Genomic DNA, 23,033 nt, shown 5'->3' with positions numbered 1-23,033 from the left:
GTATAAGCGAACCTTTAAAAATTATCACTAAATACAAATTTGTAAATATAATTAATATTATTAATTTATTTTAGCCGTTTTGATTTTTTCTTTATTTGAACTTTTAATACATCTTTGGCTCTAACAAAAGTGTTTATTATAGAAAAGTGCGGTGTTTTTTCGCCGTCTTTTTATTTAGTAAAAAAGGAAGAAAACATGAAATCATTAAAATCTTTGTTGGCGTTAGCAGTTGCTATTGCTGTTTCCTCCACTGCATTGGCGGAAGAAAGTGTTTTATCTGAAGTGAAAGAAGGCGCAAAATCTGCATGGCAAACTGTGAAAGAAGACAGTAAAGTGGCTGGTACTAAAATAAAGAATGGTGCAGTGAAAGTAAAAGAGACGACGAAAGAAAAATTCGGCGAAGCTAAGGATGCAACCAAAGAGAAATTTAGCGAAGCTAAAGATGCAACAAAAGAAAAGTTGACTGAGGCGAAAGAGGTTACTCAAGAAAAAGTTGCAGAAGGTAAGAAAGCGATAAAAGACAAATTACGCAATGACAAACCAGCACAGGTGGAAGATAAATCCACCGCGAAAGAAAAAAGTGCAGTGGAAAATAAAGCCCAAATGACGCAAGGTAAAAAAGTGGATGTTAATACAGCAGATGTGGCGGCATTAGAAAGTTTGTCCGGTATTGGTGAAGCGAAAGCCAAAGCGATTATTGAATATCGCGAGAAAAATGGCAAGTTTAAAAATCTCAGTGATTTATCCAAAGTTCCGGGTATTGGCGATGCGACATTAGAAAAAATGAAATCCCATGTGCGTTTTAATTAATTTCCCAAGATAAAAAGAAGGGCTGTATTGAACAGCCCTTTGTTTTTAGAAAATAGAGATTATTTTACTAATTGCACCAAGATACGGCGAATTGGTTCTGCTGCACCCCATAATAATTGGTCGCCGACAGTGAATGCCGCCAAATATTCCGGCCCTAAGTTGAGCTTGCGTAAACGTCCTACCGGAACGCTTAATGTGCCGGTGACTTTAGTCGGCGTGAGTTCACGCAAGGTGCTTTCTTTGTCGTTTGGAATGACTTTCACCCACTCGTTGTGTGATGCCAAAATTTGCTCGATTTCTGCCAGTGGAATGTCGCGTTTTAATTTGATGGTGAACGCTTGGCTGTGGCAGCGTAATGCACCGATACGTACACATAAACCGTCAACCGGAATCGGGTCGTCGCTTAAGCCTAAAATCTTATTGGTTTCCGCATAGCCTTTCCATTCTTCTTTGGTTTGACCGCTTTCTAATAATTTGTCGATCCAAGGGATCAAGCTGCCTGCAAGAGGCGCACCAAAATTATCAATAGGGAAATTGTTGTCGCGCATTTTCGCGGTAACAGCGCGTTCAATATCTAAAATAGAGGAATTCGGATCTGCTAATAAGCCTTTCACTTCACCGTTTAATTCGCCCATTTGCACGAGTAATTCACGCATGTTTTTCGCACCGGCACCACTGGCGGCTTGGTAAGTCGCAACGGAGATCCATTCCACTAAATCTTTCTCGAATAAACCGCCTAATGCCATTAACATTAAACTTACGGTACAGTTACCGCCCACATAGGTTTTTACACCGTTTTTCAAGCCTTCGCTGATGACATGTTGGTTTACTGGATCCAACACGATAATCGCATCTTTTTCCATACGTAGTGCAGATGCTGCATCGACCCAGTAGCCGTTCCAACCGGTGGCTTTTAATTTCGGATAAACTTCGTTGGTGTAATCGCCGCCTTGGCAGGTCACGATAATGTCCAGTTTTTTCAGCTCTTCAATATCGAATGCATTTTTTAAGGTACCGGCATCTTTTCCACTGAAAGTCGGTGCAGGCTGTCCAGCTTGAGAGGTCGTAAAGAAAACCGGATTGATATTTGCAAAATCATTTTCTTGTTGCATGCGATCCATTAAAACGGAACCAACCATTCCGCGCCAACCGATAAAACCAACGTTTTTCATAAGTTTGTCCTTCTAAATAAGATTGAAAATATGTTGTGTAAGCGCGTAATTAATAGCAAGAGAACATAAATAAAAGCAAGTATTTTTCCGATATTTTTTTACTTTTTAAAATAATCCCAAAACTGACCGCACTTTTTCTTTTATTTATCTTAATGTTAAGGTCAGAAAATGGGGAGTTGATATGAGCAAAGCGATGGAATTTATGCTATGTTAAATATCATTTTTATTGTTTTAATGGGTGGCTTTAATTTTATGGAAAAAATCATTATTGATGAAAATCAGTTTTTTAGAACGATTTCTCGTATTTCGCATGAAATAATTGAAAAACATCATACGTTAGATAATTTGGTCATTGTCGGTATTAAACGACGGGGCGCGGAAATTGCGGCGTTAATTAAACATAAAATTAAAGAATTAACGCAAGTTGAACTTCCTTCTTTTGATTTGGATATCACCTTTTATCGCGATGATCTTGAGCCGACCCAAGAAGAACAGGTGCCGATTTATAGTGGTGCGTCTGATTTTATTAACATCCAACATAAAGAAGTGATTTTAGTGGACGATGTGCTGTTTACCGGTCGCACGATTCGTGCTGCGTTGGATGCGTTAGTGGATTTCGGACGTGCAGCAAAAGTGGAATTGGTGATTTTTGTGGATAGAGGGCATCGTGAATTACCGATCCGTGCCGATTATGTAGGGAAAAACGTACCAACCAGTCGTAGTGAAAATATTCAGGTGCGCACCATGAAGTTTGACCAATGTTACGAAGTGGCGTTATTAACGAAATAAATTTGTGAACCTTTATTAAAATTGATAATCTAACCAACAATTTCAACCCTATAACGGAATATTAACGAAGATGAATTTGAAGTCTGTTTTGTTTGTCGCACTTGGTTTTTTGGCATTTATTGCAAATGCGCAAGCTGAGGAAAAAGTGGTTGCGACAGTAAACGGCGTTCCTGTGTTGGAAAGCCAAGTAAAAAGTGCTTTAACGAAGAAAAGTAATCGCCAAGCGGCTTTAGATAAAGTGATTGACGATATTTTGGTTGCGCAGGCAGTAAAAGAATCCGGTGTCTCCGTTAATAATGCGCAAGTGGATCAAATTATTGAAGGCATCGCAGCGCAAAACGGTTTAACTTTCGGTCAGTTGCTTGATGCTCTTGATTATCAAGGCATTAGTTATGCGGCATATCGTCAACAAATTGCACAACAACTGATGATGTCGGAAGTACGTAATCGCGCAATTAGCCAAAGTGTTGACGTCTCTCGTGAACAGGTTGAAGCATTAGCAAAAAAAATGTTGGCGGAGGCTAAGGCAAAAGGTAACGTGGCGAAACTGACGGATACCCAATACGAAGTGCGTCATATTTTGTTAAAACTCAATCCGTTATTAAACGATGCACAGGCCAAAGCACAGCTTGAACAAATCCGTGCGGATATTCTTGCCGGCAAAACAACGTTTGCCGATGCTGCATTAAAATATTCGAAAGATTATTTATCCGGTGCTAACGGCGGTAGCTTAGGCTATGCTTTTCCTGAAATGTACGTGGGTCCGTTTAATAAAGCGGTACGTACAACAAAACAAGGCGTGATTAGTGCGCCGTTTAAAACTGAATTTGGGTGGCATATTTTGGAAGTGACCAATACCCGTCAGGCTGACCGCACAGAAGATGCTTATCGTCAAAAAGCCTACGAGCAAATCGTCAATCAGCAATTGCAAGATTCGGCACGTGACTGGGTACAAGCATTGCGTAAACGAGCCAACATTAAATACATAAATTAACGGAAATCCCGACCCAATGGTCGGGATTTTGCTTTATAATACACCGCACTTTTCGTTATTTTTATAAGATCTTATTCAATGAATTCAAAAAAGCATTTAGGCCATACGGCGCGTAAACGGTTCGGGCAAAATTTCTTGCACGATAACAATGTGATTCAAAATATCGTGGCAGCGATCTATCCGCAAGCCAATCAATTTTTAGTGGAAATCGGACCTGGCTTGGGGGCACTGACAGAACCTGTTGCGGAGCAGGTGGAGCATTTGACTGTATTAGAGCTTGACCGTGATTTGGCAGAACGCTTACGTCATCACCCGTTTTTACATCAAAAACTCAATGTCATCGAAACCGATGCCATGCAGTTTGATTTTTCCTCCCTTTATGAACAAGAGCATTTGGCAGAGAAAGGGCAAAAATTGCGCGTCTTTGGTAACTTGCCGTATAACATTTCTACGCCGTTAATGTTCCATTTGTTTAAATATCATCACATTATTCAAGACATGCATTTCATGTTGCAAAAAGAAGTGGTGAAACGCCTATGTGCTTCCCCAAACAGCAAGGCTTACGGAAGATTGACTATCATGGCGCAATATTTCTGCCAAGTGATGCCGGTGTTGGAAGTGCCACCGAGTGCCTTCAAGCCTGCGCCGAAAGTCGATTCTGCGGTAGTTCGTTTAATCCCGCATACCACATTGCCGCATCCGGTGAAAGATTTATATTGGCTTAATCGCGTTTGTTCGCAAGCATTTAATCAACGCCGCAAAACCTTGCGTAATGCCTTGTCCGGCTTATTTTTACCGGAAAATCTGACCGCACTTAATATCGATTTAAATGCACGTGCAGAAAATCTCAGCATTGCTGATTATGCCCGTTTAGCGAACTGGTTGGCGGATAACCCACCGGCAGAGGTGAGCAAAGAGGATGTGGTGGATTCGGAAGACTAAAAAGAGCGGTCAAAAATGGCGACATATTTAGTGGGCGACCTACAAGGTTGTTATGACGAATTGCAGATGTTATTGGATCGAGTGAAATTCGACCCAACACAAGATACACTTTATTTAACCGGTGATTTGGTGGCACGGGGCGATAAATCGCTGGAATGTCTGCATTTCGTTAAATCCTTGGGAACTGCCGCTTACACCGTCTTAGGTAATCATGATTTACATTTAATTTCCACCGCACTTGGCATTAAAAAAATCAAACCTCGTGATCGTGTTGCACCGATTTTTGCCGCGCCGGATTTTTTTGAATTAATTCACTGGCTGCGCCAACAACCTTTGTTGATTCACCACGAACAGTTGAATTTCGTCATGACGCACGCCGGTATTTCGCCCGATTGGAATTTGGCAACCGCCAAAGCCTGCGCCAATGAAGTGGAAAATGTGCTGCGCTATGGTGATTATCGCTATCTCATTGAAAATATGTATTCGGAACAGCCTGATCGTTGGTCGCCAAATTTAAAAGGACTGGATCGTCTGCGTTACATTATTAATGCTTTTACTCGCATGCGTTTTTGCTATCGGGATCATCGTCTCGATTTTGCGTGTAAACAGCCCATCAAGGATGCACCGAAGAACCTTGCACCCTGGTTTGCTTTAGACAATCCGCTGTATCAAACCGAAAATATTGTTTTTGGTCATTGGGCGAGCTTAGTGGATGAAATCACGCCACCGAATATTTATGCCCTCGATACCGGTTGCGTTTGGAACAATCGTCTCACTCTGTTGCGCTGGGAAGATAAGCGCTATTTCACCCAAAGTGCGGTCAAAAATTACAGTGATTTTTAGGAAGAATCATGAATTTCATTAATGCCGATGCGTGCGATCTCTTCAACATTCCCTTCTTTCAATTCGCCCAAATGAAGAAATTTTGTCCGCAGGACATTCCTCGTATTAAGGCGGATTACAAGGCCCATTGGGATCGGTGGAAAGCCACCATTTTGCAGGTGGCTGCCGAACTCGGTACGCCCTTTGCCAAGCCGCATATTGAAAGTTGGACGAACGGTTGGCAAGTACGAGGCCATTTCTTTGCCTATTTTAAATATGAATATAACCTCAATTCCGCCGCGATTTTGTCGGTGTTGCTGAATCGTCGTCGTTTATCGGTGAGTTTAGATTGGCATTGTTATCGCGCTGATCGCTCACAAATTAACGTGCAGCAATATAATCAATGGCTCGAACATGTTGATTTTGCTCGCTTTGCCGAATTCGATATTTGGCGTGGTGATGAAAGCGAATACGATGATTTCCGTAAAGTCAGCCAGTTGAGCCCAAAAGACTTAACTTTGCGTTCTGAGGCGGATTTTTGGTGCATTGGGCGAAATGTAGAAAAAGCGGAATTGGATAAATTAGATGTGACGCAATTTATTGTGGAAAGCATTCGTGATTTATTGCCATTATATGAGGCTTGCCACCAAGTTAAGCCGTAAAAAATATCCGAAATTCCCACCGCACTTCCTGTTATTTTTCCCCATTTTACGCTATTCTATGGCGTATTTTCTAAGTTAAAACCCGCTAAAGTGCGGTCTATTTTTAAGGTGATTTTTTATGCAAGAACAATATCGTCCTGATTTGCTTGAGCCGGAAGTGCAAAAATTCTGGCAGGACAATAAAACTTTCAAAGCGGTACAAGATAACAACAAAGAAAAATATTACTGCCTTTCCATGTTGCCGTATCCATCCGGTCGTTTGCACATGGGACATGTGCGTAATTACACTATCGGCGATGTGGTCTCCCGCTATCAACGTATGATTGGCAAAAACGTGTTGCAGCCTATGGGGTGGGATGCGTTTGGTTTGCCGGCGGAAGGTGCTGCGGTAAAAAATAATACTGCCCCGGCAAAATGGACTTACGAAAATATTGAATACATGAAAAACCAGTTACAATTGTTGGGCTTCAGTTATGACTGGGATCGCGAAGTGACCACTTGCCGTCCAGAATATTACAAATGGGAGCAATGGTTCTTTACCGAGTTATACAAAAAAGGCTTGGTGTATAAGAAAACCTCTACGGTGAACTGGTGCCCGAACGATAAAACCGTCTTGGCAAACGAGCAGGTGCATGAAGGTTGTTGCTGGCGCTGCGATACGCCGGTGGAACAAAAAGAAATTCCGCAATGGTTTATTAAAATTACCGACTATGCCGAGCAATTATTGAACTGCTTGGATGACTTGCCACAATGGCCGGATCAAGTCAAAACCATGCAACGTAACTGGATTGGTCGTTCTGAAGGCGTGGAAATCACCTTTGATATTAAAGATACCAACGAAAAATTAGTCGTTTATACCACCCGTCCGGACACGTTCTACGGCGTGAGTTATGTGGCGGTAGCGGCAGCTCATCCATTGGCGACACTTGCGGCGCAAAATAATCCTGAATTAGCAGAGTTTATTCAAGAAGCGAAAAACACTAAAGTTGCGGAAGCGGACATTGCCACCATGGAGAAAAAAGGTATGGCTACCGGTTTGTATGCAGTGCATCCGTTAACCGGTGAACAAGTGCCTGTGTGGGTGGCGAACTTTGTATTAATGCACTACGGTACTGGCGCGGTGATGGCTGTACCGGCGCACGATCAGCGAGACTATGAATTCGCACAAAAATACGGTTTGGCGGTGAAACAAGTGATCGAACCGATGAACGGTGAAGAAATTGATTTAACTAAACAAGCCTTTACCGAACACGGCAAACTGATTCATTCCGCTGAGTTTAATGGCTTGCCATTTGATGCGGCATTTAATGGCATCGCCGACAAATTAGAAAAATTAGGCGTGGGCAAACGCCAAGTGAATTACCGTTTACGCGACTGGGGCGTCTCCCGTCAACGTTATTGGGGCGCGCCGATTCCAATGTTAACCTTGGAAAACGGTGATGTAGTGCCGGTGCCAATGGAAGATTTACCCATCATTCTGCCGGAAGATGTAGTGATGAACGGTGTGAACAGCCCGATTAAAGCGGATCCTGAATGGGCGAAAACGACCTATCAAGGCAAACCCGCATTAAAAGAAACGGATACCTTCGATACTTTCATGGAATCTTCTTGGTACTACGCCCGCTATACTTGCCCGCAATATCAACAAGGCATGTTAAACAGTGAAGAAGCGAACTACTGGTTGCCGGTGGATCAATATATCGGCGGTATTGAGCATGCGACTATGCATTTATTGTATTTCCGTTTCTTCCATAAATTATTGCGTGATGCTGGCTTGGTGAGCAGTGATGAACCGGCAAATAAATTACTGTGCCAAGGCATGGTGTTAGCGGATGCGTTCTATTACACCAGCCCAACTAACGAACGTATTTGGGTTTCACCAACCAAAGTGACTTTAGAGCGTGACGACAAAGGTCGTATCGTGAAAGCGGTGGATGATGAAGGCCATGAGTTGGTACACGCCGGTATGACGAAAATGTCGAAATCCAAAAACAACGGTATTGACCCACAAGAAATGGTGGAAAAATACGGCGCGGATACCGTGCGCTTGTTCATGATGTTTGCCTCGCCTGCAGAAATGACCTTGGAATGGCAAGAATCCGGTGTGGAAGGCGCGAAACGTTTCTTAGCGCGTGTATGGAATTTGGTGTTTGAATACAGCAAACATCCGACAAAAGCAGCCGTTAATCCGACCGCACTTTCTAGCGCTCAAAAAGCCTTACGTCGTGATGTCCACAAAACCATTGCGAAAGTAAGCGATGACATTGGTCGTCGTCAAACGTTCAATACAGCGATTGCGGCAATCATGGAATTAATGAATAAACTCACCCGCGCGCCGTTGGATGATGAGCAAGACCGTGCAGTGATGGCAGAAGCTTTGAGCGCTGTCGTGCGTATGCTTTATCCAATTACACCGCACATTTGTTTCCGTTTATGGCAAGAACTGGGCAATCAAGACATTATCGACTTTGCTCCTTGGGTGGAAGCGGATCCTGATGCGATGATTGAAGATGAAAAATTGATTGTTATTCAAGTGAACGGAAAAGTGCGTGGTAAAGTCACTGTGGCTGCGGATGCAGACGAAGAAAGTGTGAAAGCGATCGCCTTTGCCGATGAAAACGTCAAACGCTTTACCGACGGAACGCAAATCGTTAAGGTGATTTATGTTGCCGGCAAGTTGCTTAATGTTGTGGTGAAACCGCAGTAATCTAATCAAAAACGTGACCGCACTTGAAGCAAAGTGCGGTCGATTTTTAAGGTGATTTTTATGTTTAAACAGCTCAAATCCTTACTGCTTACCGCCAGTGTTTTGGCTTTATCCGCTTGCGGATTTCATTTCCAAAACGGTGAATTGATTCCGCAAGAATTGCAAACCTTACACTTGGAAAGTAGCGATCCTTATAGTGATATGGCGGTGTCGATGCGTCGTCAATTACAGTTGAATAACGTTAATTTGGTGGAAGCTAAGGCGGGTGTGCCGGTTTTACGTTTGAATAAGACAACGACATCTGAGCATGTGGTTTCTATTTTTAAGCAAGGTCGTGAAGCAGAAAAACTCTTAGTTTTAGATGTGGAAGCTAGTGTGAAATTGCCAAATAAAGAGGCTTTCTCAATTTCGACTAAAGTGAATCGTACGTTCTTTGATTATTCTCGAGCAGCCTTGGCGAAATCTTCGGAAAAAGAGGTGATTTGGCAAGACATGCGTGAGCAAGCGGCTCGTCAGTTAATGAATAAAATGGTTGCCTTGCAACATCAAATCCAACCGAAATAATGAACCGTTTATTTCCTGAGCAACTTATCCCTTCGTTAGAGCGCAAATTAGCTGCGCTCTATTTTTTAGTGGGGGAAGATCCGTTATTAATTGAAGAAAGCCTGGATGCTATTCAACAAGCGGCAATGAAAGCGCTATTTGATGAAAAAATCCAGTTGGAAATTAATGCCTCCACCGATTGGAATGACTTGTTCGAGCAGGTGCAATCTATGGGCTTATTTTTCAATAAGCAGATTATCGTATTAGATTTACCTGAAAATTTGACCGCACTTTTACAAAACAAACTATCAGAGTTTATCTCTTTACTGACGCCTGATGTGTTGCCGGTGTTTCGTTTTGCTAAGTTGACCAAAACTATGGAAAAACAAGCATGGTTCGTAGCGGCTAACCAATATGAACCGCAAGCTATCGTCATTAATTGCCAAACACCAAATGCGGAACAACTGCCTCGCTGGGTGGTTAATCGGGCAAAATCGTTGGGGTTAAGTATTGAGCAGGAAGCGGTACAGTTGCTTTGTTATAGTTATGAAAATAATCTCTTAGCACTCAAACAAACGCTGCAATTACTGGATTTATTGTATCCTGATCATAAATTGACGTTTGCTCGTGTTAATAGCGTGGTGGAGCAGTCCTCGGTATTTACGCCGTTTCAATGGGTGGATGCCATGCTGGCAGGGAAAGCAAGTCGCGCTTGCCGGATTTTAAATGGTTTAAAAGAGGAAGATGTTCAGCCGATTGTTTTATTACGCACGTTGCAGCGGGATTTAATGACATTATTGGAACTTAGCAAAACTGGGCAACGGCCATCGCTTGATTCGTTATTACCTACTTCTCAGCTGCGTGAACACTTTGATCGTTTAAAAGTATGGCAGAACCGCCGGGCGTTGTTTACGCAAGCCGTCCAACGTTTAACTTACCGTAAACTTTATCTTTTCTGTCAACAGCTTGCGGAAGTTGAGCGTAGCGCAAAACAAGAATTTAATGATGATATTTGGCAGCAACTGGAAGTGTTGTCCATTGAGTTTTGTGCTACCTCATAATGCCTAATGGTTATTATTGTTTCTCTTTTATCGCTAAAATTCGTATAATAGGCTGTCGCCTGACTTGAGGCGATATTTTCAAACCATTATGGAGAAAAAAATGAAAAAACTATTAGTTGCAGTATTATTATCCGGTTTTGCAATGTCCGCATCTGCTGGCTTATCTAAAAGCTGCGAAGCATATTTTGCTGAAATCGATTCTTTTGTGAGTGCAGCACCTGCAGCACAACAAGCGATGTTGAAACAACAATATGACGCAAGCAAACAACAATTATCTGCTTTGCCAGAAGCTGCACAAGAGCAAGCTTGCTCCCAAGCAACTGAACAATTAAAACAAGTTAAAGCGGCAATGGGCAAATAATCCAGCTTTTTGTTTTTTTCAAAGACCCGACATATGTTGGGTCTTTTTTATGGGTGAGAGTTAAGATTCGGCTAATAAACGTTGAATGAGTTTGGCATTTGCCGGAGGGAATTGGCCGGCATCCAGTTCGTTTTGTGCCAACCAGAAACCTTCTTGTCCCTCACGCCCAAAAGGCTCGCCAACCCATTCTTCTACCAGATAAAAAAAGAAAGAAATTACTTTGGTTGGGTATTCAAATTCAAAACGCTCAAACAGCTGTGCATTGAGTACCACAATACCGATTTCTTCTTCTAGTTCCCGTTTTAATGCCTGTTCCGGTGTTTCCCCTTTATCAACTTTACCGCCAGGAAACTCTAGGGACTGAGCAAAGTCTTGTCCTTCTAAGCGTTGGGTTAAATAAATTTGACCGAATTCGTTTCGAATAATCCCAGCTGCAACCTGTACAAGCGGCTTCCTCATTTTTTTATCCTTCACTGAATATTCATGAAAAAAGTGCGGTTAAAAATTTAATTGTTTTTCTAACCGCACTTTTATTTATTTCCAATTAATGTCTGGCACGACTGCCGTGGCAATGTTTGTATTTTTTACCGGAACCACATGGACAAGGTTCATTACGCCCGATTTTATGGTGTTCTTCTACCGCATTTTGAGCGCCTTGTTCATCCTGTGATTCTTCATTGTGATACTGCATTGCTGCCGCCTCACGTTGCGCCAATTCTTGACGTAAACGTTCTGCTTCTTCCATTTCCTCTTGTGTGCGAACTTGAACGCGACTTAAGGTGGTGACCACGCTTAATTTCAAGGCATCCAACATTTCGGTAAACATTTGGAAAGACTCTTTTTTGTACTCTTGTTTCGGATCTTTTTGTGCATAACCTCGTAAATGAATACCACGGCGTAGGTGATCCATCGCAGATAAATGTTCTTTCCAAAGTTCATCTAGGGTTTGCAACATTACGCCTTTTTCAAAATTGCGCATGGTTTGTGCACCGGCCAATTCTTCTTTGCGTTTATATTCATCAGTAGCCGCTTGAATAATACGCTCACGCAAGGTTTCTTCATGCAGATGATTGTCTTCATCCAGCCATTTGGTGATAGGTAAATCCAGCGCGAAATCTTGTTTTAAACGTTGTTCCAATGCCGGCACATCCCATTGTTCTTCAAGTGATTGTGGCGGAATGTATTGATCGATAACGCTGTTGAATACGTCCTGACGAATCACATCGATGGTTTCAGAAATATCGTCATTTTCTAACAATTCATTGCGTTGTTCATAAATCGCATGGCGTTGGTCATTTGCCACATCATCAAATTCAAGTAAGTTTTTACGCCCATCGAAGTTGTGTGCTTCCACTTTAGCTTGTGCGGAGGCAATGACTTTTGCCAACAGCTTGGATTCCATGGCCTCGCCAGGTTGGCTGAAGGCTTTGCGCATCATGTTAAGTTTGCCTTCATTGAGGTAAATACGCATTAACGCATCGTCCAAGGATAAATAGAAACGGGAAGAACCCGGGTCCCCTTGACGACCGGAACGACCGCGCAACTGGTTGTCGATGCGACGGGATTCGTGGCGTTCAGTACCGATAATGTGTAGGCCACCGGCTTGTTTTACAATGTTATGGCGTTCTTGCCATGCGGCTTTGATTGCCTCAATTTGTTCCGGCGTTGGATTTTCTAGTTTATCCACTTCCGCTTTCCAGTTACCTCCCAACACGATATCGGTACCACGACCCGCCATGTTGGTGGCGATAGTGACGGCTCCCGGATACCCTGCATTAGCGACGATTTCCGCTTCTTGTGCGTGGAACTTGGCGTTCAACACATTATGTTTAATGCCAGCTTTATTCAACGCATTAGAGAGTAATTCGGATTTTTCAATAGAGATTGTTCCCACTAACACCGGTTGGTTACGGGCCACACAATCTTTGATGTCCTCAATAATGGCGTTGAATTTGTATTCTTCTGTTTCAAACATCACATCAGTGCGATCGTCACGGATCATCGGACGATTGGTCGGAATGACCACGGTTTCTAAGCCATAAATTTTTTGGAATTCAAAGGCTTCCGTATCCGCCGTACCGGTCATTCCCGCTAATTTCTCGTATAAACGGAAGTAGTTTTGGTAAGTGATAGAGGCGACAGTTTGGTTTTCGCTTTGAATGCGAACCCCTTCTTTGGCTTCGATGGCTTGGTGTAAGCCGTCCGACCAACGACGACCTGCCATCGTACGACCGGTGTGTTCATCTACGATAACAATCTCGCCATCTTTTACAATGTAATCCACATCACGTTCAAATAAGGTATGAGCGCGCAATGCCGCCATCACATGGTGTAACAAAGAAATTTTAGACGGTGAATAAAGGGATTCGGTGTCTTTCATGAACCCATGTTCAATTAACCATTGTTCGCATTTTTCTTGCCCACGTTCGGTCAAATAAGCTTGTTTGGTTTTTAAATCCAACGTGTAATCGCCGGTACCTTGATATTCTTCGGTATCTTCCTTGTCTTGTTTAATTAAGACAGGAATCAACTTGTCGATAGCAATATACAGTTCGGAGCTGTCTTCTGCCTGACCGGAAATGATTAACGGCGTACGCGCTTCGTCAATTAAGATGGAGTCCACCTCATCCACTAAAGCATAGTAGAGATCTTTTTGAAAACGCTCTTGTGGGGCGTGTGCCAAGTTGTCACGCAAATAGTCAAAGCCTAGCTCACTGTTGGTGGCATAAGTAATGTCCGCTGCGTATGCTGCGCGTTTTTCTTCCGGTGACATGCCCGGCACGTTTACGCCGACAGTCAGGCCTAAAAATTCGAATAATGGACGGTTGGTTTCCGCATCTCGGCGGGCAAGATAGTCATTCACGGTAACCACATGCACGGCTTTGCCCGGTAACGCGTTCAAATAGCATGGCAACGTCGCGGTTAAGGTTTTCCCTTCACCGGTACGCATTTCCGCGATACAGCGGCTGTTAAGCACCATACCGCCGATAAGTTGCACGTCGAAATGACGCATGCCAAGCACACGTTTACTGGCTTCACGCACGGTCGCGAATGCTTCCGGCATTAAACTTTCCAAGGTTGCGCCTTGTGCTAAACGGTCACGGAATTCCGCTGTTTTGGCTTTGAGTTGTTCATCGCTTAGCGCTTCGTATTCCGGTTCAAGTTTATTAATTTTAACGACGATTTTATTGAGGCGACGTAAAACACGATCATTACGGCTGCCAAAAATTTTAGTTGCAATAGTTCTAAGCATAATTCTTTCTTTTTTAAAAACAGATAAATGAAATCGTTTAATGACATTAAACGACGGAATAAATAAGACAATCGAGGTTAAATGAATACCGGCCCTGCACGAATTGGTGCATGAGGAATAAACGGTGAACGCGAAAAGTGCGGTTCGTTTTGGGAGAGAATTTCAACTGCCGGTAAGGCATGTTGCGGTTGAAATTGTTGCTGGCGGGTTTGTTGTAATAAAGACACCGCTGTTAAAATTTGAGGCGCATTTTGCTGTTGCGTATTTTGATAGTTTTCATTACCAACAGCGGCGGGATAATTCAGTTCCTGCGTAGCGGGCAAAACAAAAATCGCCAGCATGCCGAGGAGCAGTCGCGACCAAAAATTGTGTTTGCTTTTGTTGGAAATAATCATAAGGATTTCACTATCAAAAAATTGTCGGTATTGTAGCGGAATTTCGCTACAATGTCATAAATATTAGGGCGGAGAAGCGGAAAACAAGGCAATGCGTTATCAAAAACCGATCAATATTCACACCTTATTGCAAGATTCGCCATTGGCGAAAATGATGCAAAAAGGCGTTCGACTGAATGAACTAAATCAGCAAATGAAAGCGTTCTTTCCCGTGGAATTTGCCGGGTTGTATCGTATTGCCAATATTGAACAACAGAGTTTGCGTATTGAGGTGGCCAATGCCATGGTTCGCCAAAGTTTTTTGTTTCGCCAACAGGCATTATTGGGCGTTATTCAGCAGCATTTGCCGGAAATTACCGAGTTAATTTTTTACATTAACCCAGAATTTCTTCCTGAGTCATAAAAGTGCGGTGTCTTTTTCAGGCGTTTTTACGGAGATGAGATGAAAATAGGGAAGTTAGCCAAAGCGGTTGGTTGTAGTGTGGATGCCATTCGATTTTATGAACAAAAAGGCATCATGCCACGCCCGTTGCGTTCTGCGGGTGGTTTCCGTTTATACACGGACGAACATGTGCAGCGCTTGTCATTTATTTGTTACTGCCGTTCTTTGGACATGTCCCTGGAAGAAATCAAATTGCTCTTGAGTTTGGGCACTGCATCGGAACAACAAAAAACAGAAATTAATCAATTACTCGATCGACATATTCAAGACATCGCTAAGCATATTCACCGATTACAGCATTTACGCATGAATTTGTTGCAATTAAAACAGCAATGTGGCGAGTCGGAACAGCAGAATTTACTGCAGATCTTACAGCGTAGCCATGCGAAGTTCAGACCGATAAAATAATTTGAAACGCCATAAAAAAGCACCGCACTTTTTCACTAAGTGCGGTGCTTTTTTTATTTGTTTTTTAGCCGATAACTTGCGGTAGGAGGCCTGCTTGAATTAGGAATGGGATGACAATAATTAAAATTCCAATAAGCAAAGCAACGACCAACGTGATGTTTCCACCGGCAACACGATAAGGTAAATTTTTATAGTGTTTTCTTGTGCGCCATGCTAATCCGATAGGTAAAATGAGACAGTAGAAAGCACACAATAAACCGGCATAACCTAGAGCTGCCAAGAACCCATTTGGATAGAACAGGGCGAACAGCAACGGCGGAATAAAGGTGGTGATGGTTAAGCTGATTCTGTTTGCCGGCATTTTGGCACGTTTGAATAAATCGTTGAGTCCTTCAAATAAACCTAATGCCACGCCCAAGAAAGAGGTGATTAAGGCAAGAGAGTAAAAGACGCTTAATACATTACTCAAACTGCCGGTAAGGGCTTTAGTGGCGTTGATTAAGCCGGTGAGCGTTGGGTTGTCTTTTAACACGGCAACAAATTCACGTTGGCTTAAAATGCCGTGAGTCGCGAGCTGCCATAATAAGTAGGCAACTAATGGAATGGATGTGCCGATAATAATGGCGTTTTTAAAACGTTTTACATCGCCATCTAAGTAGCTATTGATGCTGCCCATGACCACGTGGAAACCGAAAGAGGTAAAGAAAATCGGGGCGGCGGATAAAATCAATGCATAATCCAATGGTTTTTCCATGAGGTTTTCAAGGCTGATGCGTGGCAACATCATGGCTAATACAAGAATGAAGATGATGATTTTACCGGAAAAGAGTAAACGGGTAATGCCATCAACGCCGCTAGTACCAATAACCACGAAGGCACCAAGAAGCACAGTGAAAGCAAGAATCGAGATTTTTAGCGTGTTGTCATTTGAACCGAATAAATCTGCCGGTAACACGTTAGCTAATAATGAACCACCGCCGGTCATATAGGCAGCCGATAAGGCGTAAAGGAGAACAAACAAAGAGACCGTAGAAATGACGCGCCCTGGCATGCCGAAGTATTTTTCTGCTAAGGTGGCGACACCGTCATCTTTACGTTGTGCGGTTTGATACACTTCTACAAACAACAATCCGCTGTAAGCGAGAAGTAACCAAAGCCCGAACAACAAGGCGGCAGTAAAGCCGAAGCCAATGCCGGCAGAGGTTAATGGCATGGCTAACATGCCGGCGCCAATAGAGGTTCCTGCGATAATTAAGGCACTGCCTAAGGTTTTATTTTTTAACAACATAAAAAATCCTAAAAAGTAAACGAGTAGGTAACATAAAATAACCCTATACGACCTATAAATAAATAGCTTTTATGCAAAGTGCGGTCAGATTTTGGGGGATTTTTGCCAAAATTATAAATTTCGGTCATCAACGCCGATATGAAGGTAGTTTCCTTGTATATCACATAAGCTGCGAAATCCTACGTTGATAATTTGATAACCTTGTTGTGCCGGTGTTGTATATTGAAAATTTTCGTGGTGATGGCCGTGATAAATTTGTGTGACGCCCATTTTTTCAGCCAGTTGATTGATGATGGCAAAACCTGATGGATGCGGTTTTGGTGCTTCATGACAAATCAATATGTCGGCTTGTTGTTGCTCTAACACTTCAATATCTGAAGGGAAAATCGAGGTGCGGTGACGTAACGGCACACCGCCGCGCCAGATTTTTTCTTGTGGACAATATTGGCAATAATGAATTGGGTCAAAGAAAAGCGGTTTGTTTGGTGGCATCCAGATTTGCCCACGAAACACGCCGCCAAGTCCTGCGATGCGTTTCCCTTGAATTTCTTGTACCCGACCATGTAGGCTGCGCGTATGCCATTCTGTTCCCCAAAGGGATTCAAAGGCAGCAACGGTTTTACTGTCATGGTTGCCGTGAATAAACCAAAGATCCGCATATTGCGCCAGTTTCTCCAACGGTTCCGGGGTGGTGAGTTGTAAATCGCCAAGAATGACCAATGCCACATCCTTATGTTCTTTGATGAACGGATAAAGGTGGTCAAAACTGCCATGGGGATCGCCTGCAAATAAAATCATAGTCTCTCTAATTTAAAAAATGGAATGCCCATGCTCGCTATTGAGTTCAGGGAGTTCTTCTTCGTTAAGTATCTTTTCAACGATGGCTTTCACTTGATTGTAACGGTCTAAATAACTCGGTGATTCAATTTCAATGTAAGGCACTTTGTATTTATCTAACAATTTTTTGAGTAAATGTTGAAAACGTTGTCGTTGTTTTTGGCTGCCTAAACTGCGTAAACCATCGTCCACCCATTGGGTATTATTGTTAAGTAAAATAGTCACGTCAAAAGGGTATTCTTTAATCATGGAATCCAAAAATGGATGCGCTTTACCTTCATACTGAATACAAAATGCCTGTGTTGTAATAAAGTCTGTATCAATAATCGCCACTTTATGCGCATGACGCACAGCATAGTCAATGTAGCGTTGATGCCCTAAGGCCATTTGTGGATAGTCGGAATATTGCATCGCTTGTTCGTCACCGCCCAGTTGTTCAAAGACGAATTCGCGACCATATTCCCACGCAGACGTGGTGTTAAATACGGTGGCCAGTTTGCTCACCAATACGCTTTTCCCGCTGCTTTCGCCGCCCAAAATTGCAATGGTTTTAGAGAAGAATGGGCGTACTTCTTTCGGAATGAATTTCCAATAATGGAAGGGTTTATTACGAATTTTTGTAGCGGAAATATTAAAGAATTCTCGTTGAGGATCCACTAAAGAAACCTCGAGGTTTAAATACTTTTCATAAGGTGCTTTGTCTTGAATTTCACTACTGAATACAACACTCGGTTCAAATCCTTTCTCTTTAAATAAGTCTTTGACGCGTTCAGCCCAAGCCGGCCAACCATTTGGATAGCTTGGTAAACCGTCTTCAATTAAATGATGAATGAAAATCTGGTTCTTTTGATACTTAAAAATTTGTTGCATCCAACGCAAGCGATCTTGCACTGTTGGCATACGTTTCATTTTGCTGTCGTAAAAGAGTTTCAAATCGCGTTCGGTGTCGCTACACACAATCACATGTACTTCATCAACTTTACTGAACGCTTCATAAATCATATTAATATGACCAGTATGCACGGGATAAAACTTACCGAAAATAACACCGACTTTTTTATGATTCGGCTCGGTAATTTGTAGTGCACGATGAATCGCACTAAGCTTGTGTGCGCTTGGGTTTTTAATTTTTCCGCTCACTAACTGATTGAAATAAGCGCGGGTGATATTGGCGCGTTGGCAAATATCATTGACCTTGAGGTTCAGTTGTTTACGTTTTTCTTGTAAATAATAAAAAGCGGACATACTCATCTCCTTATGAAAGAAAGCATGGGCAAAAGTGCGGTCGAGAGTTATCGTGTTTTTACGCAAGTAGTTTAATGATGAAGATGCGTTAATACAGGAATATGTTGTATAACATGCACTATTTTTGAGGAATCTAGCATAGATGCCTCAATTTGGTGAATGATTTGCGCTATTGTATGCAAATCAGCTCTAAATAAAAACATTTTTTCTTCATTTGCTTTGCGCTATACTGTGCCCGCATTCTCAGGGCAGGGCGAAATTCCCTACCGGTGGTAAATATGTTTAGACATAAAGCCCACGAGCGTTTGCCTTTATAGGCAAAGTCAGCAGATTTGGTGTAATTCCAAAGCCGACAGTTAAAGTCTGGATGAAAGAGAATTTTAGTGACTTAATTTATTAGGTCGCTCTTGTTGTTATATGCAATTTGTATTGGCAGCACTCCCTCATCAGCCCTGGTTCTGGTATCTCAAGTTTTAACGAAGGAATTTACTATGAATCAGTCATTATTATCCCAATTCGGCACTGCAGAAGAACGTGTTATTAACGCGATCAATACCTTTAAACAAGGTCATGGCGTGCTTGTTCTTGATGATGAAGATCGTGAAAATGAAGGCGATCTGATTTTCCCGGCAGAAACCATTACTCCCGAACAAATGACGATGTTAATTCGTTATGGTAGCGGTATTGTGTGTTTATGTATCACGGATGAATTGTGCCAACAATTAGCCTTGCCACCGATGGTGTCTGATAACACCAGCGTGAATAAGACGGCGTTTACGGTGACGATTGAAGCGGCGAAAGGCGTGTCCACCGGTGTTTCGGCAGCAGATCGCGTGACAACGATTAAAACAGCGATTGCCGATGGCGCAAAACCGGCAGATTTACACCGTCCGGGTCATGTGTTTCCATTACGTGCGGCAAATGGTGGTCTGCTAGAACGTCGCGGGCATACAGAAGCGTCAGTTGAATTAGCTCGTCTTGCCGGCTTTAAACCTGCCGGGGTGATTTGTGAAATCACGAATGATGACGGCACTATGGCAAGAGCACCACAGATTGTTGAATTTGCGAAAAAGTTTGGCTACGCAGTGGTGACAATTGAAGATTTAGTTGAGTATAAATTACAACAAAATTTGTGATGAATCTTTGATGGAAAGTGCGGTGGGTTTTAGAAATGTTTTTAAAATCAACCGCACTTTTGTTTTGGGTTATTTTCCTTTTTTCACCCAATAGCGATAAGGCATTTGATCGGTTTCACTATGTAGCAAAGTATGATCCATAAATTGGCAGAAACTAGGAATATCCCGAGTCGTTGCCGGATCATCAGCAAGCATTAGCAGTACGTCGCCTTCTTGTAAATGGCGAATATGTTTGCGTATCAACATGACCGGTTCCGGGCAACGTAAGCCAATCGTATCAAGTGTTTGGGTGATTTTGATATTATCCATCTTTGTTGTTTATTAGGAAAAATTACGGGATATAATACAGAAAGTATGATACAAAATCAGCAAAATTCCTTAAGCGCATCAAACGTATGATTGAATACCGAATTCCCAAAAGTGCGGTAGATTTTTCCGAAGAAATTAAAAAAAGCCGTTTTATTACTTATTTGCAACATACGGAAGGTTTAGAGCAAGCAAAAGCGTTCTGGACGGAAATTAAGGCATTGCATCCAAGTGCGCGTCATTGGTGTTGGGCAGCTGTTGCCGGTAGTCCGAATGATTCTCAACAATTTGGATTTTCTGATGATGGCGAACCGAGCGGTACTGCCGGAAAACCGATGTTAGCCGCGTTGCAAGGGAGTGGATTGGGTGAAATCAGTGCGGTGACGGTGCGTTATTATGGCGGTATTTTGTTGGGCACCGGCGGATTGGTTCGCGCTTATAGTAGTGGGGTTCAACAAGCATTAAAATTGTTGGAAACTGACATGAAAGTGAACTATGCACATTATGAAGTGCGGTGCGATTATCCACAGATTAGCGGACTGCAGGCGTTATGTGAGCACCATGCGGTGTTGATTTTGGAACAAGATTTTCAGGCTCAGGTTAGGTTACGTTTGGCGATTCGCCCCGATAAATTCGCATTTTTTCAGCAAGCATTAACGGAACGATTCGCAGGGCAGTTAGGTTTAGTAAAAATAGAATAAGAGAGATTTTTAGTGCATTTTTTATCCATTTTACGCATCGTCGGAATTTTAGTGATGTGCTTTTCCTGCACTATGTTATTGCCTGCATTTGTTGCGTTATTATACGGTGACGGCGGCGGTAAAGCCTTTATTCAATCCTTTGTGATGAGTGCGATTGCCGGTGCGATTCTTTGGTGGGCCTGTCATGAACATAAGGAAGAATTGCGTTCGCGGGAAGGTTTTTTAATTGTTGTGGCTTTTTGGGTTGTTATGGGAAGCCTCGGTGCCATTCCTTTTATTCTCTCTGATAATCCGGATTTAACGGTATCTTCCGCCTTTTTTGAAGCTTTTTCCGGTTTAACAACCACCGGCGCAACAAATATTGTTGGGTTAGATAATCTGCCGAAAGCGATTTTGTTCTATCGCCAGTTATTACAATGGCTTGGTGGAATGGGGATCATTGTATTAGCGGTGGCGATCATTCCTTTATTAGGCATCGGTGGTATGTCTCTTTATCGGGCGGAAATTTCAGGGCCGCTTAAAGAAAACAAAATGCGTCCACGTATTGCCGAAACAGCTAAAACTTTGTGGCTTATTTATGCTTCTTTAACTCTACTTTGTGCCTTTGCCTACTGGCTCGCGGGCATGTCACCTTTTGATGCGATTACCCACAGCTTCTCTACCGTTTCTATCGGTGGTTTTTCGACACATGATAGCAGTATGGCGTATTTTAATAGTCCGGCCGTCAACCTTATTACCGTTGCTTTTTTACTGATTTCTGCTTGTAACTATGCGCTGCACTTCAATGCGTTTTCTAATCTTGGTAAACGGAATATTTTTGTGAGTTATTTTCGCGATCCGGAATTTCGTTTCTTTATGTTTATTCAGATCGCTTTGGTGACGATCTGCTTTTTTATGTTATTAACCAATCATCATTTTGATGGGACTTTCAAGAATCTCGAGCAAGCTGCCTTCCAATCCGTATCGATTTCAACGACAGCAGGTTACACCACATCTAGCTTTGACCAATGGCCATTATTTTTGCCTATTCTACTTTTATTTGCTTCTTTTATTGGCGGATGTGCAGGCTCTACAGGTGGTGGTTTAAAGGTCATACGAATCTTGGTTCTTTCGCTACAAGGAAAACGTGAACTTAAACGCTTAATTCACCCGAATTTAGTGTACCCCATCAAACTGGGCAAACGAGTCCTTGATGAACGAGTGATACAAAGTATTTGGGCGTTCTTTTCTGCCTATTTACTGGTTTTTGTGGCGTGCTTACTGGGGGTTATCAGTTGTGGCGTTGAAACGTTCGATGCGTTTAACGCGGTTATTGCCTGTTTAAATAACCTCGGACCGGGTCTTGGTTCGGTGAGTAGCAATTTCGTCAGTATTCCCGATAGCGCCAAATGGATCCTCACTTTAACTATGGTTTGTGGGCGCTTGGAAATTTTCTCACTGTTAGTCTTATTTACACCGGCATTTTGGAAATCCTAATGAAAACACTTATCTTATATTCCACTCGTGATGGACAAACTAAAAAAATAGCCAACTACATTGCAGGAATTATTCACGAAAATGTTGATGTGAAGTCAATTACCGATATGTATGAGTTGGCTAATTATGATCGCATTATTATCGGAGCCTCGATCCGTTATGGGCATTTTAATAAAGCGCTTTATAAAACGTTGGAAAAACACACCGCACTTTTGAACCAAAAAACTACAGCCTTCTTCGGGGTCAATTTGACTGCACGAAAACCCGAAAAGTCGACACCAGAGACGAATATTTATGTGCGTAAATTTTTACAGCGTATCACCTGGAAACCGACAATGTCAGCTGTATTTGCCGGTGCGCTATTTTATCCACGCTACAATTTCTTTGATCGTATTATGATTCAGTTCATTATGCGAATTACGGGAGGCGAAACAGATCCAACGAAAGAGATCGAATATACGGACTGGCAAAAAGTGCGGTCATTTTCTGAGGCGTTTTTGCAGCTAAAATAAGCGAATTGTATCTTTTCTAATCTATCGATAAGAAAATGCAAAAATTTACTTGATCCATTTATCTTGAACCCTATAATACCGCTCCGCACCGCAAGGGAGAAAAAATAAATAAATTTTTTCTTGACGATAAATGGAAACTTTACTTATAATCCGCAACCTTGCTTATGCAAA

At 42.4% G+C, this 23,033-nt stretch carries 24 protein-coding genes and 1 riboswitch; of the genes, 16 read left to right on the top strand and 8 right to left on the bottom strand.

Translation table 11 applies throughout. The features are described from left to right. The first annotated feature begins 195 nt into the window (after positions 1-195). Positions 196-810, top strand: coding sequence for a ComEA family DNA-binding protein (locus tag HMPREF9064_RS01070; protein ID WP_032998010.1), 615 nt, complete (start codon positions 196-198; stop codon positions 808-810). Positions 811-869: 59 nt separating this feature from the next. On the opposite strand, the gene asd is transcribed toward HMPREF9064_RS01070, so the two are convergent. Further along, positions 870-1,982, bottom strand: coding sequence for an aspartate-semialdehyde dehydrogenase (gene asd, locus HMPREF9064_RS01075; RefSeq protein ID WP_006719550.1), 1,113 nt, complete (start codon positions 1,980-1,982; stop codon positions 870-872). 252 nt (positions 1,983-2,234) lie between these two features. Here asd and pyrR point away from each other — a divergent pair, with 252 nt between their 5' ends. From pyrR to HMPREF9064_RS01120, 9 genes are all read left to right on the top strand, one after another. Next, positions 2,235-2,771 (top strand): bifunctional pyr operon transcriptional regulator/uracil phosphoribosyltransferase PyrR, encoded by a 537-nt coding sequence (pyrR, locus tag HMPREF9064_RS01080; RefSeq protein WP_032998206.1) that lies wholly within the window; start codon positions 2,235-2,237, stop codon positions 2,769-2,771. 70 nt (positions 2,772-2,841) lie between these two features. Beyond that, a complete protein-coding gene (locus tag HMPREF9064_RS01085; RefSeq protein WP_006719548.1) occupies positions 2,842-3,765 on the top strand; it encodes a peptidylprolyl isomerase in 924 nt (307 codons plus the stop codon). A gap of 78 nt (positions 3,766-3,843) precedes the next feature. Then, complete coding sequence (gene rsmA, locus HMPREF9064_RS01090; RefSeq protein WP_006719545.1) at positions 3,844-4,707, top strand: 16S rRNA (adenine(1518)-N(6)/adenine(1519)-N(6))-dimethyltransferase RsmA; 864 nt, start codon at positions 3,844-3,846, stop codon at positions 4,705-4,707. A 15-nt stretch (positions 4,708-4,722) separates the two neighbouring features. Continuing rightward, on the top strand, positions 4,723-5,550 hold the full coding sequence (gene apaH, locus HMPREF9064_RS01095; protein WP_006719542.1) for a bis(5'-nucleosyl)-tetraphosphatase (symmetrical) ApaH: 828 nt from the start codon (positions 4,723-4,725) through the stop codon (positions 5,548-5,550). An 8-nt stretch (positions 5,551-5,558) separates the two neighbouring features. Further along, positions 5,559-6,191, top strand: a complete 633-nt coding sequence (locus HMPREF9064_RS01100; RefSeq protein ID WP_006719541.1) for a glucose-6-phosphate 1-dehydrogenase family protein — start codon at positions 5,559-5,561, stop codon at positions 6,189-6,191. A 118-nt stretch (positions 6,192-6,309) separates the two neighbouring features. Further along, the gene (gene leuS / locus HMPREF9064_RS01105) at positions 6,310-8,898 is read left to right on the top strand and encodes a leucine--tRNA ligase (protein WP_006719540.1); all 2,589 of its coding nucleotides are present in this window, start codon (positions 6,310-6,312) and stop codon (positions 8,896-8,898) included. A gap of 60 nt (positions 8,899-8,958) precedes the next feature. Continuing rightward, a complete protein-coding gene (locus tag HMPREF9064_RS01110) occupies positions 8,959-9,462 on the top strand; it encodes an LPS-assembly lipoprotein LptE (RefSeq protein ID WP_006719539.1) in 504 nt (167 codons plus the stop codon). Beyond that, on the top strand, positions 9,462-10,502 hold the full coding sequence (gene holA / locus HMPREF9064_RS01115; RefSeq protein ID WP_006719538.1) for a DNA polymerase III subunit delta: 1,041 nt from the start codon (positions 9,462-9,464) through the stop codon (positions 10,500-10,502). The genes HMPREF9064_RS01110 and holA overlap by 1 nt, the downstream gene beginning before the upstream one ends. Before the next feature lie 100 nt (positions 10,503-10,602). Then, a complete protein-coding gene (locus HMPREF9064_RS01120) occupies positions 10,603-10,863 on the top strand; it encodes a DUF5339 domain-containing protein (RefSeq protein WP_032998009.1) in 261 nt (86 codons plus the stop codon). A gap of 60 nt (positions 10,864-10,923) precedes the next feature. Here HMPREF9064_RS01120 and mutT read toward each other — a convergent pair whose 3' ends face one another. The 3 genes from mutT to secM form a co-directional block, all read right to left on the bottom strand. Beyond that, positions 10,924-11,322 (bottom strand): 8-oxo-dGTP diphosphatase MutT, encoded by a 399-nt coding sequence (mutT, locus tag HMPREF9064_RS01125; protein ID WP_032998008.1) that lies wholly within the window; start codon positions 11,320-11,322, stop codon positions 10,924-10,926. Positions 11,323-11,407: 85 nt separating this feature from the next. Next, a complete protein-coding gene (secA, locus tag HMPREF9064_RS01130; RefSeq protein ID WP_006719535.1) occupies positions 11,408-14,116 on the bottom strand; it encodes a preprotein translocase subunit SecA in 2,709 nt (902 codons plus the stop codon). 77 nt (positions 14,117-14,193) lie between these two features. Next, a complete protein-coding gene (gene secM, locus HMPREF9064_RS01135) occupies positions 14,194-14,511 on the bottom strand; it encodes a secA translation cis-regulator SecM (RefSeq protein ID WP_006719534.1) in 318 nt (105 codons plus the stop codon). Positions 14,512-14,602: 91 nt separating this feature from the next. Between secM and HMPREF9064_RS01140 the strand changes: the two genes are divergently transcribed. After that, positions 14,603-14,914, top strand: coding sequence for a DciA family protein (locus HMPREF9064_RS01140; protein ID WP_006719533.1), 312 nt, complete (start codon positions 14,603-14,605; stop codon positions 14,912-14,914). Positions 14,915-14,953: 39 nt separating this feature from the next. Then, complete coding sequence (locus HMPREF9064_RS01145; RefSeq protein ID WP_006719532.1) at positions 14,954-15,361, top strand: MerR family transcriptional regulator; 408 nt, start codon at positions 14,954-14,956, stop codon at positions 15,359-15,361. 64 nt (positions 15,362-15,425) lie between these two features. On the opposite strand, the gene HMPREF9064_RS01150 is transcribed toward HMPREF9064_RS01145, so the two are convergent. The 3 genes from HMPREF9064_RS01150 to nadR all read right to left on the bottom strand — a co-directional run bounded on the left by HMPREF9064_RS01150 (position 15,426) and on the right by nadR (position 18,731). Beyond that, positions 15,426-16,649, bottom strand: a complete 1,224-nt coding sequence (locus HMPREF9064_RS01150; RefSeq protein WP_006719531.1) for an aromatic amino acid transporter — start codon at positions 16,647-16,649, stop codon at positions 15,426-15,428. Positions 16,650-16,760: 111 nt separating this feature from the next. Then, complete coding sequence (locus HMPREF9064_RS01155; RefSeq protein ID WP_006719527.1) at positions 16,761-17,447, bottom strand: metallophosphoesterase family protein; 687 nt, start codon at positions 17,445-17,447, stop codon at positions 16,761-16,763. Between the two features lie 12 nt (positions 17,448-17,459). Next, positions 17,460-18,731 carry a multifunctional transcriptional regulator/nicotinamide-nucleotide adenylyltransferase/ribosylnicotinamide kinase NadR gene (nadR, locus tag HMPREF9064_RS01160; protein WP_006719525.1) on the bottom strand — a complete coding sequence of 424 codons (1,272 nt, stop codon included), beginning with the start codon at positions 18,729-18,731 and terminating at the stop codon, positions 17,460-17,462. Between the two features lie 235 nt (positions 18,732-18,966). Then, positions 18,967-19,114, top strand: a riboswitch (FMN riboswitch). Positions 19,115-19,222: 108 nt separating this feature from the next. Here nadR and ribB point away from each other — a divergent pair. Then, a complete protein-coding gene (ribB, locus tag HMPREF9064_RS01165) occupies positions 19,223-19,867 on the top strand; it encodes a 3,4-dihydroxy-2-butanone-4-phosphate synthase (protein WP_006719524.1) in 645 nt (214 codons plus the stop codon). A 69-nt stretch (positions 19,868-19,936) separates the two neighbouring features. Here ribB and tusA read toward each other — a convergent pair whose 3' ends face one another. After that, positions 19,937-20,176, bottom strand: a complete 240-nt coding sequence (gene tusA / locus HMPREF9064_RS01170) for a sulfurtransferase TusA (protein ID WP_006719522.1) — start codon at positions 20,174-20,176, stop codon at positions 19,937-19,939. An 86-nt stretch (positions 20,177-20,262) separates the two neighbouring features. Here tusA and HMPREF9064_RS01175 point away from each other — a divergent pair, with 86 nt between their 5' ends. Genes HMPREF9064_RS01175 through hemG form a run of 3 tightly spaced genes read left to right on the top strand, consistent with a single transcriptional unit; the run spans position 20,263 to position 22,862 of the window. After that, positions 20,263-20,874, top strand: coding sequence for a YigZ family protein (locus tag HMPREF9064_RS01175; protein ID WP_006719521.1), 612 nt, complete (start codon positions 20,263-20,265; stop codon positions 20,872-20,874). 12 nt (positions 20,875-20,886) lie between these two features. After that, positions 20,887-22,350, top strand: coding sequence for a TrkH family potassium uptake protein (locus HMPREF9064_RS01180; RefSeq protein WP_032998005.1), 1,464 nt, complete (start codon positions 20,887-20,889; stop codon positions 22,348-22,350). Then, complete coding sequence (gene hemG, locus HMPREF9064_RS01185; protein WP_006719519.1) at positions 22,350-22,862, top strand: menaquinone-dependent protoporphyrinogen IX dehydrogenase; 513 nt, start codon at positions 22,350-22,352, stop codon at positions 22,860-22,862. The genes HMPREF9064_RS01180 and hemG overlap by 1 nt, the downstream gene beginning before the upstream one ends. The last annotated feature ends 171 nt before the right edge of the window (positions 22,863-23,033 follow it).

This window comes from Aggregatibacter segnis ATCC 33393, from assembly GCF_000185305.1.
GTDB lineage: Bacteria > Pseudomonadota > Gammaproteobacteria > Enterobacterales > Pasteurellaceae > Aggregatibacter > Aggregatibacter segnis.
This window is presented reverse-complemented; position numbering and strand designations above follow the sequence as displayed.

Coding starts and splice junctions, on each gene's coding strand:
- HMPREF9064_RS01070 (WP_032998010.1), top strand. CDS start 196: ATGAAATCATTAAAATCTTTGTTGGCGTTAGCAGTTGCTATTGCTGTT.
- asd (WP_006719550.1), bottom strand. CDS start 1,982: ATGAAAAACGTTGGTTTTATCGGTTGGCGCGGAATGGTTGGTTCCGTT.
- pyrR (WP_032998206.1), top strand. CDS start 2,235: ATGGAAAAAATCATTATTGATGAAAATCAGTTTTTTAGAACGATTTCT.
- HMPREF9064_RS01085 (WP_006719548.1), top strand. CDS start 2,842: ATGAATTTGAAGTCTGTTTTGTTTGTCGCACTTGGTTTTTTGGCATTT.
- rsmA (WP_006719545.1), top strand. CDS start 3,844: ATGAATTCAAAAAAGCATTTAGGCCATACGGCGCGTAAACGGTTCGGG.
- apaH (WP_006719542.1), top strand. CDS start 4,723: ATGGCGACATATTTAGTGGGCGACCTACAAGGTTGTTATGACGAATTG.
- HMPREF9064_RS01100 (WP_006719541.1), top strand. CDS start 5,559: ATGAATTTCATTAATGCCGATGCGTGCGATCTCTTCAACATTCCCTTC.
- leuS (WP_006719540.1), top strand. CDS start 6,310: ATGCAAGAACAATATCGTCCTGATTTGCTTGAGCCGGAAGTGCAAAAA.
- HMPREF9064_RS01110 (WP_006719539.1), top strand. CDS start 8,959: ATGTTTAAACAGCTCAAATCCTTACTGCTTACCGCCAGTGTTTTGGCT.
- holA (WP_006719538.1), top strand. CDS start 9,462: ATGAACCGTTTATTTCCTGAGCAACTTATCCCTTCGTTAGAGCGCAAA.
- HMPREF9064_RS01120 (WP_032998009.1), top strand. CDS start 10,603: ATGAAAAAACTATTAGTTGCAGTATTATTATCCGGTTTTGCAATGTCC.
- mutT (WP_032998008.1), bottom strand. CDS start 11,322: ATGAGGAAGCCGCTTGTACAGGTTGCAGCTGGGATTATTCGAAACGAA.
- secA (WP_006719535.1), bottom strand. CDS start 14,116: ATGCTTAGAACTATTGCAACTAAAATTTTTGGCAGCCGTAATGATCGT.
- secM (WP_006719534.1), bottom strand. CDS start 14,511: ATGATTATTTCCAACAAAAGCAAACACAATTTTTGGTCGCGACTGCTC.
- HMPREF9064_RS01140 (WP_006719533.1), top strand. CDS start 14,603: ATGCGTTATCAAAAACCGATCAATATTCACACCTTATTGCAAGATTCG.
- HMPREF9064_RS01145 (WP_006719532.1), top strand. CDS start 14,954: ATGAAAATAGGGAAGTTAGCCAAAGCGGTTGGTTGTAGTGTGGATGCC.
- HMPREF9064_RS01150 (WP_006719531.1), bottom strand. CDS start 16,649: ATGTTGTTAAAAAATAAAACCTTAGGCAGTGCCTTAATTATCGCAGGA.
- HMPREF9064_RS01155 (WP_006719527.1), bottom strand. CDS start 17,447: ATGATTTTATTTGCAGGCGATCCCCATGGCAGTTTTGACCACCTTTAT.
- nadR (WP_006719525.1), bottom strand. CDS start 18,731: ATGTCCGCTTTTTATTATTTACAAGAAAAACGTAAACAACTGAACCTC.
- ribB (WP_006719524.1), top strand. CDS start 19,223: ATGAATCAGTCATTATTATCCCAATTCGGCACTGCAGAAGAACGTGTT.
- tusA (WP_006719522.1), bottom strand. CDS start 20,176: ATGGATAATATCAAAATCACCCAAACACTTGATACGATTGGCTTACGT.
- HMPREF9064_RS01175 (WP_006719521.1), top strand. CDS start 20,263: ATGATTGAATACCGAATTCCCAAAAGTGCGGTAGATTTTTCCGAAGAA.
- hemG (WP_006719519.1), top strand. CDS start 22,350: ATGAAAACACTTATCTTATATTCCACTCGTGATGGACAAACTAAAAAA.